This window comes from Streptomyces sp. NPDC001270 (genome assembly GCF_042896695.1).
Taxonomy (GTDB): Bacteria; Actinomycetota; Actinomycetes; order Streptomycetales; family Streptomycetaceae; genus Streptomyces.
The window spans coordinates 1-18,423 of record NZ_JBIAXM010000068.1 but is presented as its reverse complement, the minus strand read 5'-3'; the positions used below and the strand labels follow the sequence as shown (position 1 = coordinate 18,423).

General features: G+C 69.6%; 4 protein-coding genes. All 4 read left to right on the top strand.

What is annotated here, in order from left to right; genetic code table 11:
• Positions 1–757 precede the first annotated feature (757 nt).
• Positions 758–1,741, top strand: a complete 984-nt coding sequence (locus ACFY2B_RS44920; RefSeq protein WP_390768848.1) for a Gfo/Idh/MocA family protein — start codon at positions 758–760, stop codon at positions 1,739–1,741.
• The gene (locus ACFY2B_RS44915) at positions 1,738–2,745 is read left to right on the top strand and encodes a Gfo/Idh/MocA family protein (RefSeq protein ID WP_390768847.1); all 1,008 of its coding nucleotides are present in this window, start codon (positions 1,738–1,740) and stop codon (positions 2,743–2,745) included. Before ACFY2B_RS44920 ends, ACFY2B_RS44915 begins: the two co-directional genes overlap by 4 nt.
• A gap of 645 nt (positions 2,746–3,390) precedes the next feature.
• Positions 3,391–4,584, top strand: a complete 1,194-nt coding sequence (locus ACFY2B_RS44910) for a cytochrome P450 (RefSeq protein WP_390768846.1) — start codon at positions 3,391–3,393, stop codon at positions 4,582–4,584.
• Positions 4,585–4,617: 33 nt separating this feature from the next.
• Positions 4,618–18,423, top strand: a 13,806-nt coding sequence (locus ACFY2B_RS44905; protein ID WP_390768845.1) for an SDR family NAD(P)-dependent oxidoreductase, incomplete at its 3' end; no start/stop codon positions are given.

The following is an 18,423-nucleotide window of genomic DNA, read 5'->3' as shown; positions in this document are numbered from 1 at the left end:
CACCACCAGGTGGAGCCCACCGGCCTGTCCGCGCAGCTCCCGCCGGTCTCCTGGTCCATGATCCGCACAGCACCGCGCGCCGTCGCGGCACCGTACCCGCGTCCGGCGCCCGGCAGACGCCGGGGCAAGGACCTGGAACAGGCATTGCCTGTGGGGCCGAGAACCCCATCTTGCAGTTTCCGGCCACTGCACGGCGGGCTCACCCACTGGATGCGGTCGACACAGATGGACGACAGACCCTTGGTCTTGCGCCGGCAGAGCCCCGAGCCTCCACCGCCGTCAGACGGCACTACCCACGTTGGTGGTGGCCCGCAGGGGCGGCGTCGGTGAGACTGATCAGGCTCCAGACGTGCGAGACGTCGGCAGCCACGGGAGTGACTGTCTCGGTTGGATACCCACAAGCAGCAGTCCACCGGAGGACTTCACTTGACAGTCGGAAGCTCGTTCCGTGAGGAGACATGCCAGGAGGCGGACAGTCCGGGCCTGAGTTCAGCCGGAGAAGTACCGGGGGACGCCGACGCGTCACGGTCCGCGGTGGTCATCCATGAAGAGACCGGGGTGTTCCCGGGCGAGGTGACCGATACCGGCCACGGCTTGGTGCGCCTGCAGGTCGTCGGGCGAAGCGTTCGAGGAGTCCGTGTACTTCGTATGTCCGGCCCCCCGAACCGGGTCTGCCTCACCGAGTGGCACCTGAGCATGCGGCTCTCCCAGCAGGGCCTGCCTGCGAAGACGATGGGGAAGAAGGGCTGGGGACGTCATGCGGCAGCTTGAGGCAGCTCTGATCGGCGCGGGACTGATAGCTCGTCTGCACCTGGACGCCTGGGTCCGTGCCGGGGCGTCCGTTCGCGTCTACTCCGACGACGGCCGCGCCGAAGCCCTGGCACGCGAATTCGGTGCCAGGGCTGTCGGCTCCCTGGCGGATGCGCTGGACGGGGCGGACGTCGTGGACATCTGCACCCCGACCGGCAGTCACCACGAAATAGCCCTCGCCGCCATCGCCGCGGGTGTGGGGGTGGTGTGCGAGAAGCCGCTGTCGGCCGACATCGCTGAGGCCGAAGAGATCGTCGCCGCGGCGGAGCGGGCCGGTGTGCGGCTCCATCCGGCCCACGACGCCCGTTTCTCCCCGGCGTTCGCCCGGCTCCACGATCTGGTGGCGGCAGGCCGCCTGGGCCGGAGCGCGGTCGCCCTGTTCACCGTGACCGGTTACCACCCGCGGCCGTGGACCGGCCACGTGTCCGCGGAGGCGGGCGGGATCCTGACGGATCAGATGCTGCACGGCGCCGACATCGCCTACTGGATCTTCGGGGATGTCGTGCGGGTGCATGCCTACTATCAGGGCGACATCGCCACACCGGCCCCAGCGGGGGCCGTCGGGGTCGGAACCGCCGTTCTCACCCATGCCAGTGGCGCGCTCACCCGGATCGTGAGTCGCTGGACGGCGGAGCAGTCCCCGCCTGTACGCGTGACATTCCATGTGTCGGGTACCGGCGGGACGGTGCAGTACGACTCCGAGAGGCCCCAAGAGGTCCAGGTGACCGGTGATGCAGCCGGGACCTTCCAGTACTTCGGGGAATCGCTGTTCGTCGCCGAAATGCGCGAGTTCGCACAGGCGTTCATGGGCGGTCCCGAACCGCGTCTGGGCCCCCGGGACGCGCTGGCCGCAGTCCGTATCACCCAGGCCGCGGCGGAGTCCGCATGGACGGGGCGCGCAGTGGAACTGCCCGTGGAGGGGATCGCATGAAGGTCGCCGTGTTGTCGTTCGCCCATGCCTCCGCCGCGACCTACGTCCGGCTGTTGCGCGCCCTGCCGGGCGTTGACGTGGTCACCGCGGATCCGGACGGTCCGCCGGGTGATCCGGCCCGGGGACGATCCATGGCCGAACGGCTCGGCGCACCGTATGCGGGCGGCTGGGACGAGGTTTTCGCACTACGCCCCGATGCGGTGGTGGTCACGAGTGAGATCGCCCGCCGTCGGGAACTGGTCGAGCGGGCGGCCGGCGTCGGGGCACAGGTGCTGTGTGAGCACCCCCTCGCGCCCAAGGAAACCGACGCGCAGGCCATGGTGGACGCCTGCGCGGATGCGGGGGTGCGGCTGACTCTCGCGTCCCCGTCCTGCTTCAGCCCGGCGTTCTCCGCCGTGTGCCGAGCGATCGCCGACGGGGATGTCGTGGGCGAACTGATGACCATTCACGGGGCTTACCACACCACTGGCCGGTCGGCGACCCAGAAACCCGCGGACGGCGGAGCGCTGGCTGCCAATGCGGCAGTCCTGCTCGACATGGTCGACACCGTCCTCGGCGGGGAGCCGGCGGAGCAGGTATACGCGCAGGCGAACAGCATCCTCGACGGAGGGCCGGGTGTCGAGAGCGCGGCGTTCGTCAGTGTGCGCTATTCGAGCGGGACGGTCGCGGCCGTCGACTGCAGTTGGAGTCTGTGCGATAACCGGCCAGGCGGGCCGACCATGACCTTCGTCGGTGACCGGGGAAGCCTGGAGTTGAACATCACCCCCCGGCTGCTCAGCGGATTCGACAGCGCCACGGTCGGTGAATGGTGGGATACGGGTGGACCTGACGTGAATTCAGTCATGCTGAGCGAATTCATCGCGGCCGTCGGTGAGGGGCACGGAGCCGGCTCGGACGGTGCAGCAGGGGTGCGTATGCTGCGGATCATCCAGGCGGCCTACGAATCGGTGCACACCGGCCGTCCCGTTGATCTGGCCGTGCCTCCGGCATCGGGACGTGCTTGACTGGAATCGGGGATCTTCACAGGCGTCAGTGGCGCCCGCGCCGTCGGCCCCCGTTCTGTCGTCAGGACGAAAGGCTGTTCGCACGTTCCGTGCGCGACCACGGACAGCGGCGGACGGCTACGCGAAAGCGTGCGGGCCGAGCTCGAGCCGCTGCGTAGGGATGACGGAGAAGAACAAGCGCATCCGCGCGCCGGAGATGGAGCGTGCTCTCTCCAAGCGATGCATGGCCCTCTGGGTGAAGTGACTGAGTCCGTTCTGCCGTTGGAGCAAACCCGATCAACGCGAGGCGATCCTCACGCGACGCAGACTCCCGCCCTGGCGACATGACCACGGATCCCGCTGTACCCACTGTTACCTGTCGCATTGGAAGAACCGGGACGCGCGGTGGACGTGTTGAATGCTTACGACCGGACAGTGCGGCGCCGGTGGTCAAGTGCCGCGGATGCACCTACCAGGTTGAGGGATGTCGCGTGGTCGAGGGTCGTCTAGCGTGACTCCAGGAGATTGAAGAGCGCATGCGCGCAGTGCGCGTTTATGTATCCGTCCGCGATTCGACTTCTCGGCCCACAGCCCCGTGTCCGCGTTCTTGAACGACACGGTCGTGATGCAACAAATGCTGGATTTCATCTTGAGTGGGGGCGTTCCATGGACGAGGCAATTTCCTTCGAGGTGCCATGGGCGCGGACCCATCAGTTCGATCCTCCTTCCGTTTTCGATTCCCTGCGTGACGAGTGTCCCCTCGCGAGGATGGTCTATCCTGACGGGCATGTCGGCTGGATCGCCACCAGCCACGAGCTGGTACGCAAGGTCCTCGGCGATCCGAGGTTCAGCCACAGCCTGGAAATCGGTCACTTCCCCGTGACGCACCAAGGACAGGTGGTGTCGAACCATCCGAAGATCCCGGGGATGTTCATTCACATGGACCCGCCCGATCACACCCGGTACCGGCGGCTGCTGACGAGCGAGTTCACCGTCCGTCGAACGAGCCGGCTGAAATCACACGTCGAGGCATTCGCCGCCGAGCAGATCCATGTCATGCGCGAGTGCGGGGCTCCCGCCGACCTGGTGACGCACTTCGCCAGACCGCTGGTCCTGAGGTCGCTGTGCGAGCTGCTCGGCCTGCCCTACAGCGAACGTGGCGAGTTCGAACACGCACCGACGCTCCAGCACGACCCGGACTCGAAGCCGGAGGAGTACGCAGCCGCTTACGAACGGGCGAGCTCCTTCTTCACCGAGGTCATCGCAAGAAAGCAAAAGCAGCCCGAGGACGACCTGATCAGCCGCCTGATCGCCGCGGGGCAGTTGACCACCGAAGAGTTGTGCAACATTGTCGTTCTTCTGCTGTTCGCCGGCTATGAGACCACGGAGAGCGCGCTGTCCGTAGGCGTTTTCGCTCTGCTGCACCACGCGGATCAACTGGCCGCGGTTCGTGCGGACCCGGCGGCACTCGACACCGCGATCGAGGAGCTGCTCCGCTACATCACTGTCAACCAGTACCAGACGTACCGTACCGCGTTGGAGACCATCGAACTGAACGGTGAAACGGTCAAGAAGGGGGACACCGTCACGGTGTCACTGCCCGCGGCCAACCGCGACCCGGAAAAATTCGAATGCCCGCAGAAGCTGGACGTCGGTCGAGACGCCACGGGTCACGTGGCGTTCGGCTTCGGTATCCACCAGTGCCTCGGCCAAAACCTGGCACGAGTCGAACTGCGTGCCGGTCTGTCGGCTCTCCTCCAGGCATTTCCCGGCCTCCGGTTAGCGGCCGCGATCGACGAGATACCGCTGCGGCTCAAAGGGTCTGTCTTCGCGGTGGAGAACCTGCCCGTCTCCTGGTGAGCTTTCCTCTCTGGCGAAAGGATTTGCGGCACTGTGCGCACCGACCTCATCAAGCCACTTCCCGTCGTACTTCTGGAAAACGCGATCCGCTTTCCCGACAAGGTGGCCTTTGAGGATAGTCGGCGGGCGGTCACCTATGCTGACCTGGAGGCGCGGACGCGCAGGCTGGCCGGACATCTGGCGAGCCTCGGCGTGCAGCACGGGGACCGGGTGGCCATCTGTCTGGGCAATACGGTGTCCACGGTCGAGAGTTACCTGGCCATCGTTCGCGCGGGCGCCATCGGCGTGCCGGTCAACCCCGGTTCGGCCCCTGCCGAGCTGGAGTACCTGCTGGCCGACAGCGGCGCGGTGGCGGTCATCACCGAATCCGCGCAGGCGGAGAGGTTCCGGCGCTTGTCAGCCGTTTCGCCTGACATGACGCTGCTGCTGACAGGTGACGTTCCGGAGGGGACGAGAGCCCACTCGTACGACGAACTCGCCGTCAGCGAGCCGGCCGTGCCCGCCAGGGACGACCTCGGCCTTGATGACGTGGCCTGGATCTTCTACACATCAGGGACGACCGCACGCCCCAAGGGTGTCCTGTCGACGCAGCGCAACTGCCTCTGGTCCGTCGCCTCCTGCTACGTGCCGATTCCGGGCCTGACCGACCAGGACCGGGTGCTCTGGCCGCTCCCGCTGTTCCACAGCCTCTCGCACATCGCATGCGTCCTTTCCGTCACCGTGGTCGGGGCCACCGCCCGGATCATGGACGGGAGTTCCGCCGAGGACGTGATCAGGCTGCTGGGCGAGGACGGCTCGACGTTCCTGGCGGGTGTTCCCACCACCTACCACCACCTGGTGGTGGCCGCACAGCAGGACGGCTTCTCGGCCCCCGGCCTGCGGATCGCTCTGGTCGGCGGAGCGGTCACCGGATCCGGGCTGCGCCGAGACTTCGAGGAGAGCTTCGGGGTCCCGTTGGTCGATGCCTACGGCAGCACCGAGACATGCGGGGCCATCACCATGAACCGGCCGGACGGCGCTCGGGTCGACGGGTCCTGCGGCCTTCCCGTGCCGGGCGTCGGGGTGCGTCTTGTCGATCCCGACACCGGACTCGACGTACCCGTCGGCCAGGAAGGAGAGGTGTGGGTCAACGGGCCGAACGTCATGGTCGGCTACCACAACAGCCCGCGGTCGACCGCCGAGGCGATGCGGGACGGCTGGTTCCGGACCGGAGACCTGGCTCGGCGTGACGATGCCGGTTACTTCAGCATCTGCGGCCGGATCAAGGAACTCGTCATCCGAGGTGGCGAGAACATCCACCCCGCGGAAGTCGAGGCGGTACTGCGCGCCGTCCCTGGCGTCGCCGACGCGGCGGTGGCCGGCGCGGCACACGACACGCTCGGGGAGGTGGCCTTCGCGTACGTGATCCCCGGTCCCACCGGGTTTGACGCCACGGCTCTGATCACTCGGTGTCGCGAACGCCTTTCCGCTTACAAGGTGCCCGAACAGGTCCACGAGGTCGCCGACATCCCCCGCACTGCGTCTGGCAAGATCAAGCGGCGCCTGCTGGCTGATCAGCCGAGTTGGCTGCGGTACGCGGCGAGCGGACACCACGACGCGTTGATGAGCGTCGACTGGCTTCCCGTGGCAGCACCCACCGACCCCGGTCCTTCGGACCGGAGTTGGGCGGTGGCAGGTCCTGGGACGGCCGGACTCGTCACCGCTCTGAAGGCAACCGGCACCGCGGTACGGCACTACGAGGACCTGGCGGCGGTAAGTACCGCGGTGGCAGAAGGCGGAGCGGTTCCCGACGTGACCGTCCTGCTCCGGCCCGCCGGGCCCGAGGCCGCGCGGGATCCGATCAGCGACGGCCGCGGCAACGCCAGGCTCCTGGCGGAGCACGTCCAGACATGGCTGGCCCGACCGGAACTGGCGGCTTCCCGGTTGGTGGTCCTCACCCACGGCGCGGTCGCGGCCACCGGCGACGACGGCGCCCAGCAGTTGACCGAGGCACCGATCTGGGCCGTCGCCCGGTCCTTCCAGGAGCTTGGTCCCGCGTCGCTCACCATCGTCGATCTCGACCCGGGCACAGACCCGCGCCTCGACACCCTGCTGGCCGCGATCGCCTCCCGGGAGCCGCAGATCGCGGTGCGGTCGGGCGCTCTACTCGCTCCCAGGCTGATCCGCCTGCCCGTTGTCGACCGGCCACAGGCAAGATCCTGGCCGGGAGCCTCCGGCGTGGTGGTGGTCACAGGAGCAGACACGGAGCAGGGCGCCGCGGTGGCGCGCCGGCTGGCCGCAGTGCACAAGGCCGACCGTCTGCTCCTCGTCCGTTCTCCCGGCAGTGCGAGCACATCCTGTGGAGATGCGCTGTTCGCCGGGACGAGCATCATGCGGGTGGACGCGGACGGACGGAATCCTCAGCCGCTGCGGACCGCACTGACTGACCTGCGGCAACCGGTGACCGCGGTGGTCCATGCGGCCGACGACCCCGAACTCGCCGTGTGGCTGGACGACATGACGGACGACCAGGCGATCTCGACCTTCGTCGTGGTGTCCGATGTCGCCGGGTTGCTGGGTTCGCCCGACAACCCGGGTACGGTGGTCAACGGGATCCTGTCCGATGCGGTGGTACGCAACCGCCGGCTACGGAACCTGCCGGGTTCCTTCGTCGCATGGGGCGGCTTGCCCGGCGATCCCGGCGCGGCGCACGACGACACGGCTCGCCTGCACAACCGACTGCTCTCAGCGCTCGACATGGCTGTTACGACGGACCAGCCGTCGCTGCTGGCACTGACGTCAGGCACACCGGCCCACGGGGGCCACGTCCCCGCGCTCCTTCGTGCCTTGGTCACGACACCGCCCCGGCAGTCCCGGCCCGACGCGGCCGTCACGGCGGCCCTGCGTGACCGGCTGTCCGATGTGGACGAGCGTGCGCAACTGGCACTCCTCGAAGACCTGGTCCGGACCCGGGCTGCCAGTGTGCTGCACCAGCCGGACCCCGAACTGATCCCGGCCGACCGTACTTTTCGTGATCTTGGCCTGACCTCGATGGCCATCGTCGAATTGCGCGATCGGCTGGCAGAGGGCACCGGGCTGCGGTTGCCCAGCACCGCCGTCTTCGACCACCCCACCCCGGCAGCCCTGGCGGCCTGCCTGCGGGCCGAGATCCTGGGCATCTCCCAGCCGGTCACCGAACCGGTCATGGCAGCCGACCCCGATGAGCCGATCGCGATCGTGGGCATGGCGTGCCGGTTGCCGGGCGGTGTGTCTTCGCCTGAAGACCTGTGGCGGCTGGTGGCCGACGGGGTCGACGCCGTCTCCGATTTCCCCGACGACCGAGGCTGGGATCTGGAGAGCCTGTTCGACCCCGATCCGGATCGGGCCGGCACGTCGTACGCTCGGCAGGGCGGTTTCCTCCACGAGGCAGGGCTGTTCGACCCCGGGTTCTTCGGAATTTCGCCGCGTGAGGCGTTGGCCATGGATCCGCAGCAGCGATTGCTGCTGGAAACCTCGTGGGAGGCGCTGGAAGGCGCCGGCATTGACCCGATCTCGCTCAAGGGCGCCGATGTCGGCGTGTTCTGCGGGCTGTTCGGCCAGGGCTACGGGGACGGTGTGGCCGCGGCGGAGCTGGAGGGTTACGCGAGCACGGGGTTGGCCTCCAGCGTGGCGTCGGGTCGCGTGTCCTATGTCCTGGATTTCGAGGGCCCGGCGGTCACCGTGGACACGGCGTGTTCGTCCTCCCTGGTGGCGATGCACCTGGCCGCGCAGGCGCTGCGGCAGGGCGAGTGCTCGATGGCGCTCGCCGGTGGTGCGACGGTGATGGGGACACCCGGCTCCTTCGTGGAATTCTCCCGTCAGCGGGCTCTGGCCCCTGACGGGCGATGCAAGGCGTTCTCCTCGACGGCCGACGGCACGGGTTGGTCCGAGGGCGTGGGTGTGGTGGTGCTGGAGCGCCTGTCGGTGGCGCGGGAGCACGGGCATCGGGTCCTGGCTGTGCTGCGCGGAAGTGCGGTGAACCAGGACGGTGCCTCCAACGGGTTGACGGCGCCGAACGGGCTGTCGCAGCGGCGGGTGATCCGCAGGGCACTGGCCGCCGCCGGACTGGCACCGTCCGCAGTGGACGTGGTCGAGGCACACGGAACCGGCACGACCCTGGGTGATCCGATCGAGGCGCAGGCGCTGCTGGCCACCTACGGCCAGGGCCGGGATCCGGAACGCCCCTTGTGGCTTGGTTCCCTGAAGTCGAACATCGGTCACGCGCAGGCGGCTTCGGGCATCGCGGGTGTGATCAAGATGGTGCAGGCGTTGCGGCACGGGGTCATGCCGCCCACCTTGCACGTGGAGACACCCACCGCCGAGGTCGATTGGTCCGCCGGCGCGGTCGAGTTGCTGACCGAGGCCCGTGACTGGCCACGTAACGGTCACCCGCGTCGGGCCGGCGTGTCCTCGTTCGGCGTCAGTGGGACGAATGCCCATCTGATCCTGGAGGAGGCGCCCGAGGCACCGGTGCCGGCTGTCGAGGGGACGCGGCAACACTCGGGTACGGTGCCGTTGGTGGTGTCGGCCCGCGGTGCCGGTTCGCTCTCGGGCCAGGCCGCACGCCTGGCGGCGTTCATCGATCGTGCCGACGGGGTGCCGCTGACTTCGGTGGCTGGAGCCCTGGTGTCCGACCGTGCCGTGCTGGACCAGCGCGCGGTGGTGGTGGCTGGTTCGAAGGACGAGGCGCTGACCGGACTGCATGCGCTGGCGCGTGGTGAGACTGCCGGTGGTGTGGTGACCGGATCGGGCGTACCGGGCAAAGTGGTCTGGGTGTTCCCGGGACAGGGGACGCAATGGGTCGGTATGGGCCGCGAGCTGCTGGATTCGTCTTCCGTGTTCGCCGAGCGCACTCGCCAGTGCGCTGCCGCGTTGGAGCCGTGGGTGGACTGGTCGTTGATTGACGTGCTGCGGGGCGAGGCCGAGCCCGAGGTGATGGATCGCGTCGATGTGCTGCAGCCGGCCAGCTTCGCCGTGATGGTCGGTCTGGCCGCGGTGTGGGAGTCGGTGGGCGTTCGGCCGGATGCCGTGCTGGGCCATTCCCAGGGCGAGATCGCCGCGGCCTGTGTGGCGGGTGCCTTGTCGTTGCAGGACGCGGCGCGGGTGGTCGCGCTGCGCAGCCAGGTCATCGCGACGGAGTTGTCCGGCCGAGGTGGGATGGCGTCGGTCGCTCTGAGCGAGAGCGAGGTGGTCGCGGGTTTGGCGCCCTGGGCGGACCAGGTGGAAGTGGCCGCGGTCAACGGCCCCTCCTCCGTGGTGATCGCCGGCGGAGCCCAGGCACTGGACGAAGCGTTGGAAGCCTTCGCCGGTCGTGGCAGCCGCGTACGGCGAGTGGCGGTGGACTTCGCCTCCCACACTCGGCACGTGGAGCGGATCCGCGACATGCTCGCCGAAGCGCTGGCCGGGATCAGCGCACAAGCGCCGATGGTGCCGTTCTACTCGACCGTGACCGGTGGCCTGCTCCGGGACGCCGGGATGTTGGACGGCGGGTATTGGTATCGCAACCTGCGTCAACAGGTGCGTTTCGGCCCGGCGGTGGCGGACCTGCTCAAGCAGGGACACACGGTGTTCCTCGAAGTCAGCGCCCACCCGGTACTGGTCCAGCCGATCAGCGAGACCGTCCAGGAGAGCCACGCCGATGTGGTGGTCACCGGGTCACTGCGGCGTGACGACGGTGGGATGCGGCGCCTGATGGCCTCGATGGCCGAGTTGTTCGTGCGTGGTGTCGCGCTCGACTGGTCCCGGATCCTGCCCGGCGGGGCGGCGTCCGAGTTCGTGGACCTGCCGACCTACGCCTTCGATCACCGGCATTACTGGCTCAGGCCGGCACGGACGGCGACGGATGCGGCGTCGTTGGGACAGGCGGCGGCCGATCATCCGTTGCTCGGCGCAGTCGTCAGCACGCCGAACTCGGACGGCCTGCTTGCCACGTCGAGATGGTCGCTCCGGTCGCACCCCTGGCTCGCGGACCACCTGGTGTCCGACCTCGTCGTAGTACCGAACGCCGCCCTGGTCGAGTTGTCCATCCGGCTCGGTGACCTGGCCGCCGCTCCCGTCCTCGAAGAACTGACCGTCGATACGCCCGTGGTGCTGGCGCCGCGAGGCAGCCGCAGCATCCATGTCACCGTCGGCGGGCCCGACGAGATGCGGCGGCGGTCCGTGGAGATTCATTCCCGCGCTGCGGACGCCCCGCTCGACGCGCAGTGGACGCGGCACGCACACGGCACCCTCACTCCCGCCGCCACCAAGGTGTTGTCCCCGGACTCCGGGCCCGCCACCGAGGTCACCCTGGACGAGGCGGCACTGCGCGACGCGGTCCGTTACGGCCTGCACCCGGTTCTGCTGGAAGCCGCCGCCCGTACCGTCGTCCCCGACGGCACGCTCCCGTCCGTGTGGACCGGGGTCTCCCTGTTGGCATCCGGAGCCGCCGCACTGCACGTGCGACCGGGCGCGACGTCGGCACAGGGAACCGGTCTGCGGCTGACCGACTCCACCGGGCAGCCCGTCATGACCGTCGAATCGGTCCGCGGGGCACCCTTCTCCCCCCAACAGGCCGAGAACAGCGGCGCTCTGCCGCACGACGCCCTGTTCCGCGTCGACTGGACAGAACTCCCGCTGCCCGCAGTGGACCGCGCCCTCGACATCGTGCCCGTCGCGACCGGCGAGGATGTCGCCGTTTCGGCCGGGTCGGCTCCGGACGTCCTGCTGTACGAGGCCGTGCGCGCGGCTGCCGACCCCCGCGCATCGGTCGGCGCGGCGCTGGCCGTACTCCAGGCATGGCTGGCGGAACCAGCCCTGGCAGAAACCCGGTTGGCAGTGATCACCGGTGACTGCGACGAACTCGACGCGGCCGCGGTGTGGGGCCTGGTGCGCTCGGCGCAATCGGAGCATCCGGGCCGGATCCTGCTGGCCGACCTCGATGACGATTCCCGGTCCGCTCTGCCGGCCGTGGTGCTGAGCGGTGAACCGCAGGTGAGGGTGCGCAGCGGCGTCGCGGAGGTGCCCCGGCTGGCACGCGTGCCCGTCACGCGGGGCGGGTCACTTCCCGAAGCCGGGCAGCACTCCCGCCCGCTCGACACCGAAGGCACCGTACTGATCATCGGCGGCACCGGAACACTCGGTGCGATCACGGCACGGCACCTGATCAGCAGGTACGGCATCCGGCACCTGGTCCTGGCCAGCCGCCGCGGCGCTGCCCCGGAACTCCACGACGAGCTGACAGCCATGGGCGCGTCCGTCACCATCGCCGCCTGCGACACGGCGGACCGGTCCCAACTCAAGGCTCTCCTGGAGGCGGTTCCGGCCGAGCACCTGCTCACCGCCGTGGTGCACACCGCCGGAGTCCTGGACGACGGAGTGATCACCGAGCTGACCCCGGGCCGTGTCGACACCGTGCTACGGCCGAAGGTGGACACGGCGCTCCACCTCCACGAGCTCACCCGTGACCTGGATCTTGCTGCCTTCGTGGTGTTCTCCTCCGCGGCGGGCGTACTGGGCAACCCGGGGCAGGCCAACTACGCCGCGGCCAACGCCTGCCTGGACGCGTTGGCACGACAGCGGCAACGCCTCGGTCTGCCAGGTGTGTCCGTTGCCTGGGGTTACTGGGCGGCAGTCAGCGCCATGACCGAGCACCTGGGCGCCGCGGACCTGATGCGCAACAAACGCATCGGCATGACCGCTCTGTCCGACGGCGAGGGAACGGCCCTCCTGGACGCTGCCATGGGTACGGCCGGCGCACTGGTGGCGGCGAAGTTGGATCTGACTGCGTTGCGCGCGGCGGCAGCCGAGGGTTCGCTCCCGCCGCTGCTGCGCGGCCTGGCCCCGGCGCCGCGACCAGTGGCCCGGGCCGCGGCCACGCCCGTGCCCGCGCCGCTGACGGAGCGCATCGCCGGTCTGGGCGACACCGAGCAGACCGAGGCCCTGGTCGATCTGGTCCGGCGGGCGGCCGCCGAGGTGCTCGGGCACACCGGTCCGGATGCCGTCGACGCCGGCCGGACCTTCAAGGACGCCGGTTTCGACTCGCTGACCGCGGTCGAACTGCGCAACCGATTGGCCACCGCGACCGGGCTCACCCTCTCCCCGGCGATGATCTTCGACTATCCGAAGCCCGCGGCACTCGCCGAGCATCTGCGCGCCAAGCTCCTCGGCGGCACGGCGCGCCGTCCTGCCGAGCCCGCCACCCCCACCGGGACGACCGACGAGCCGATCGCGATCGTGGCGATGGCATGTCGCTTCCCCGCGGGCGTACACAGTCCGGATGACCTCTGGCGGGTGGTGGCCGACGGGGTCGACGCGGTCACCGAGTTCCCCGACGACCGCGGCTGGGACACCGACCGGCTCTACGACGCGGATCCCGACCACGCTGGCACCACCTACGTACGCCACGGCGCCTTCCTCGATGACGCCGCCGGGTTCGACGCCGCCTTCTTCGGAATCTCGCCGAACGAGGCGCTGGCGATGGATCCGCAGCAGCGACTGCTGCTGGAGACGTCATGGGAGGCGTTCGAACGGGCCTCGATAGACCCGACCACGCTGGCCGGACAGGACATCGGCGTTTTCGTGGGTGTCAACAGCCACGACTACAGCGTGCGGATGCACCACGCGTCCGGCGTTGAGGGATTCCGCCTCACCGGCGGCTCGGGCAGCGTGATCTCCGGCCGTATCGCCTACAACTTCGGCTTCGAGGGACCCGCCGTCACGGTCGACACGGCCTGCTCCTCCTCGCTGGTGGCGCTGCACTTGGCGGCGCAGGCGCTGAACCGGGGCGAGTGCTCCATGGCGCTGGCCGGCGGCGCGATGGTGATGGGCACCGTGGAGACCTTCGTCGAGTTCTCCCGGCAGCGCGGACTGGCTCCCGACGGTCGCTGCAAGGCGTTCGCGGACGGCGCGGACGGCACCGGCTGGTCCGAGGGCGCGGGACTGCTGCTGGTGGAGCGGCTGTCCGACGCCCGACGACGCGGCCACCACGTAGTGGCCGTGGTCCGCGGATCGGCGGTGAACCAGGACGGCGCGTCGAACGGCCTGACCGCGCCGAACGGTCCTGCGCAGCAGCGGGTGATCCGCAAGGCACTGGCCCAGGCCGGACTGCACACCTCGGACGTCGACGCGGTGGAGGCGCACGGTACGGGTACGACGCTCGGGGACCCGATCGAGGCCGAGGCGCTCCTGGCGACCTACGGCCAGGACCGGCCGGCCGACCGGCCCCTGTGGCTCGGGTCGGTGAAGTCGAACATCGGGCACACACAGGCGGCAGCGGGTGTCGCAGGCGTGATCAAGATGGTTATGGCCATGCGGCACGGCGTCCTTCCCCGGACGCTGCACGTGGACCGGCCGTCCTCCAACGTCGACTGGTCGGCGGGCGCGGTGCGGCTGCTGACCGAGGCCCGCGACTGGCCGCAGAACGGCCATCCGCGCCGAGCCGGAGTGTCCTCGTTCGGCATCGGCGGCACCAACGCGCACATCGTCCTCGAAGAGGCCCCTGACCGGCCGGTGACCCCCGCGCCGGAGCCCGAACCGACGGGCGTCCCGGTGCTGGTGCCCGTGACGGCGCGGACGCCTGCCGGGCTGCGCGGCCAAGCCGACCGGCTCGGCCGTTTCTTCGACGACCGCCCTGCCGCGGGCCTCACCGACGCCGCCCACGCGCTGGCCACCACGCGCGCCCAACTCGCCCACCGCGCCGTCTTCCTGGCGTCCGACCGACAGCAACTCCGCGCAGAACTCGATGCCTTCGGGCGTGGCGAAGCGAGCCCAGCGGTCATTTCCGGCACAACGGCCACGGGCAAACTGGCCGTCCTCTTCACTGGCCAGGGCAGTCAGTGGGCCGGCATGGGCCGCGAACTCGCCGAGACCTTCCCGGTCTTTCGGGACGCCTTCACGGCCGCCTGCGATGCGGTGGAAGAACACCTGCGCGGACAAACGGCGCGGCGGCTGCGTGACGTGGTGTTCGCCGCCCCGGGGGAGCCCGGCAGCGAACTCCTCGACCGGACCATGTACACGCAGGGCGCCCTGTTCGCCGTCGAGACCGCACTGTTCCGGCTCTTTCAGTCCTGGGGCGTGCGACCGGATCTCCTCGTCGGCCACTCGATCGGCGAGATCACCGCCGCCCACGTCTCCGGAATGCTGGGACTGGACGAGGCGGGCGCACTGATAGCCGCCCGTGGCCGGTTGATGCAGGCGCTGCCCGCAGGCGGTGCGATGGTCGCCGTCCGGGCGACCGAGGCCGACGTCGAACCGCTGCTGGCCCGCGCGGGAGGAGCGGTCTGCGTCGCGGCGGTGAACGGCCCTGACTCGGTGGTGCTCTCCGGCGTCGAGGACGCCGTGCTCGCCATCGCCGGCGAGCTGGCGAGCCGCGGCACCAGGACGCGGCGGCTGTCGGTCAGCCACGCCTTCCACTCTCCGCTCATGGCACCCATGCTCGACGAGTTCCGTTCCGTCGTTCAGGGACTGCCGTTCGGGCCCGGTGCCCTCCCCATCATCTCCACACTGACCGGCGACCTCGCCACGGATGAGCAACTCGGTACCCCCGACTACTGGGTCGACCAGGCGCGGAACGCCGTCCGATTCAGCGACGCCGTCACCTCGCTGAGTGAGCGGGGAGCGACGACGTTCCTTGAGCTGGGCCCGGGAGGAGTCCTCGCCGCGTCGGCGCTCGGCTCGCTCGGCGCACAGGAACAGAGCTGCATCGCCACCCTGCGCAAGGACGGTGCGGAGGTCGCCGACGTTCTGACCGCGCTCGCGGCACTGCACGTGCGCGGCGCGGCCGTGGACTGGGCGGCCGTTCTCGACCGGACGGCCACGCCGGGCGGGATCGACCTGCCCACCTATGCGTTCCAGCACGAGCGGTACTGGATCGAGTCCGACGACACCGCGACGGGCGGCGCCGAAGCGCTCGGAGCCGTCAGCGCCCGGCACCCACTGCTCGGCACCGTCGTCGACGTGCCGGGCGACGGCGGCACCAGCGTCGTGCTCACCGGACGGCTGTCGCCGCGGATCCCGGGCCTGCTCCCGGCCGGCACCACCCGGGTGCCGGCCGGCGCGCTCCTGGACATGCTTGTCAGGGCAGGCGACGAGGTGGGCTGCGGAAGCCTCGACGACGTCGTCGTCGCAGCACCTCTGACGGTGCCGGAGCACGGTCATACCCAGGTCAGGGTGTCCGTGGACGGCCCCGACCCGGACGGGCGCCGCCGTGCCACTGTCCACAGCAGGCTCGTCGACGCAGACCCGGGGCCCTGGACGTGCCACGCACGCGCCGTGCTGGTTCCCGGAATGCCACGGCCGGTCTTCGACCTGCGGAACTGGTCGCCGCCTGCGGACAGCGCCGTCCTCCCGGGGGCGCACCGGGCGTGGCAGCAGGACGGACAGACCTTCGCGGAGATCGCGCTTCCGGTCGAACTGACGGACCGTACAGCGGCGTTCACCCTGCACCCAGTGCTCGTCGACACCGCACTGCGCGTCCTCGCGGGCGACGACCACCGCGACCTGTCCGCCTGCTCCGGCGTCGCGGTGTACGCGGAAGGCGCCACCTCCCTGCGGGTGCGGATCACTGCGACTCCGGACGGCCGGCACCTCCTGGAGCTCGCGGACCCGGCAGGTGACCCCGTCGCGGCCATCGGCCCCTTGGCCCTGGACGCCGCTGTCGGCGAACCCACGGAATCCAGCGCCGGTGTGCAGCCGTTGTCCCTCACCCGGCGCGTGGTGCCGCGTGGTGAAGGGGCAGGTGACGCGATCGCCGACCGGCTGGCCGGGCTCGCGGCCGCCGAGCAGTTGCGTGTGGTGATGGACCTGGTCCAGCAGAGCACCGCGGTCGTGCTCGGCCATCGCGAAGGGGACGGGTTCGACGAGCAGCAGTCCTTCAACAGCCTTGGGTTCGACTCCCTCAGCGCGGTCAAGCTCCGCAACCGCCTGCACGACTTCACCGGGGTGGACCTGCCCAGCACGCTGGTCTACGACTATCCGACACCTGCCCTGCTCTCGGCCTACCTACGGGCCGAAGTGGTCGGCGAGTCCGCATCGGCACCCGTCTCTCCCGCAGCGGCATCCGTCCACGACGAGCCGATCGCGATCGTCGGAATGAGCACTCGGCTGCCTGGCGGAGTGGACAGTCCCGAGGAGCTGTGGAACCTGGTGCTGGAGCAGCGGGACGCGGTGTCCGGGTTCCCGCTCGACCGCGGCTGGGACCTTGAGGGGCTGTACCACCCGGACCCGGACCACCCGGGTACGAGCTACACCCGCTCGGGGGGGTTCCTCCACGAGTCAGCGCGCTTCGACGCGGGGTTCTTCGGGATTTCGCCGCGTGAGGCGTTGGCGATGGATCCGCAGCAGCGGTTGCTGTTGGAGACGTCCTGGGAGGCGTTGGAACGGGCTGGTCTCGACCCGCTGTCGGCCAAAGGCAGGGACATCGGGGTCTTCACCGGGATCGTCCATCACGACTATGTGACGCGACTCCATCAGGTACCCGAAGACGTCCGGGGCTATCTCATGACCGGTACGGCGTCGAGTGTGGCGTCGGGGCGCGTGTCCTATGTGTTCGGTTTCGAGGGTCCCGCGGTCACTGTGGACACGGCGTGTTCGTCGTCGCTGGTGGCGATGCATCTTGCCGCACAGGCATTGCGGCAGGGTGAGTGCTCGATGGCGCTGGCCGGTGGCGCGACGGTGATGGCCAGTCCGGACGCCTTCCTGGAGTTCTCGCGGCAACGGGGCCTGGCTGGGGACGGGCGGTGCAAGGCGTTCTCCTCGGCTGCTGACGGTACTGGTTGGTCCGAGGGTGTGGGCGTGGTGGTGTTGGAGCGGTTGTCGGTGGCGCGTGAGCGTGGGCATCGGGTCTTGGCGGTGTTGCGGGGCAGCGCGGTGAACCAGGACGGTGCGTCGAACGGTCTGACGGCGCCGAACGGTCCTTCGCAGCAGCGGGTCATCCGCAGCGCGCTGGCGAACGCCGGGCTCTCGCCGTCCGATGTGGATGTCGTCGAGGCTCATGGGACCGGGACGGCGCTGGGTGATCCGATCGAGGCGCAGGCGTTGCTGGCGACGTACGGGCAGGACCGGGATCCGGAGCGTCCGTTGTGGCTCGGTTCCCTGAAGTCGAACATCGGTCACACGCAGGCTGCCGCGGGTGTGGCCGGCGTGATCAAGATGGTCATGGCCATGCAGCGCGGTGTCATGCCGTCCACGCTGCATGTGGACGAGCCCACGACTCAGGTGGATTGGTCGACCGGTGCCGTCGAGCTGCTGACCGGGGCCCGGGACTGGCCGCGCAACGGTCGGCCGCGCCGGGCCGGTGTGTCTTCGTTCGGAGCCAGTGGGACGAATGCGCATCTGATTCTGGAGGAAGCACCTGTGGGGTGGGGCGCGGTTGAGGTGGCGCCGGTGGTGGGTGTGGTGCCGTTGGTGGTGTCGGCGCGGGGTGTCGGTTCGTTGGCGGGGCAGGCCGGTCGGTTGGCTGCGTTCGTCGAGGGTGCTGCTGAGGGGGTTTCGCTGGGGTCGGTGGCTGGGGCGTTGGTGTCGGGTCGTGCGGTGTTGGACGACCGTGCGGTGGTGGTGGCGGGTTCGGGTGAGGAGGCGATGACCGGGCTGCGGGCGTTGGCGCGGGGTGAGGGAGCACCGGGAGTTGTGGTGGGTGGTGCCGGTTCGGGTGTGCTGGGGAAGTTGGTGTGGGTGTTTCCTGGTCAGGGTTCGCAGTGGGTGGGGATGGGGCGGGAGTTGTTGGAGTCGTCGCGGGTGTTTGCGGAGTGTATCGGGGAGTGTGCGTCTGTGTTGGAGCGGTGGTGTGACTGGTCGCTGGTGGATGTGTTGCGGGGTGTGGCTGATCCGGGGTTGTTGGATCGG

Bases quoted from the DNA above. Each gene is read 5' to 3' on its own strand.
- ACFY2B_RS44920 (WP_390768848.1), top strand. From the start codon at position 758: ATGCGGCAGCTTGAGGCAGCTCTGATCGGCGCGGGACTGATAGCTCGT.
- ACFY2B_RS44915 (WP_390768847.1), top strand. From the start codon at position 1,738: ATGAAGGTCGCCGTGTTGTCGTTCGCCCATGCCTCCGCCGCGACCTAC.
- ACFY2B_RS44910 (WP_390768846.1), top strand. From the start codon at position 3,391: ATGGACGAGGCAATTTCCTTCGAGGTGCCATGGGCGCGGACCCATCAG.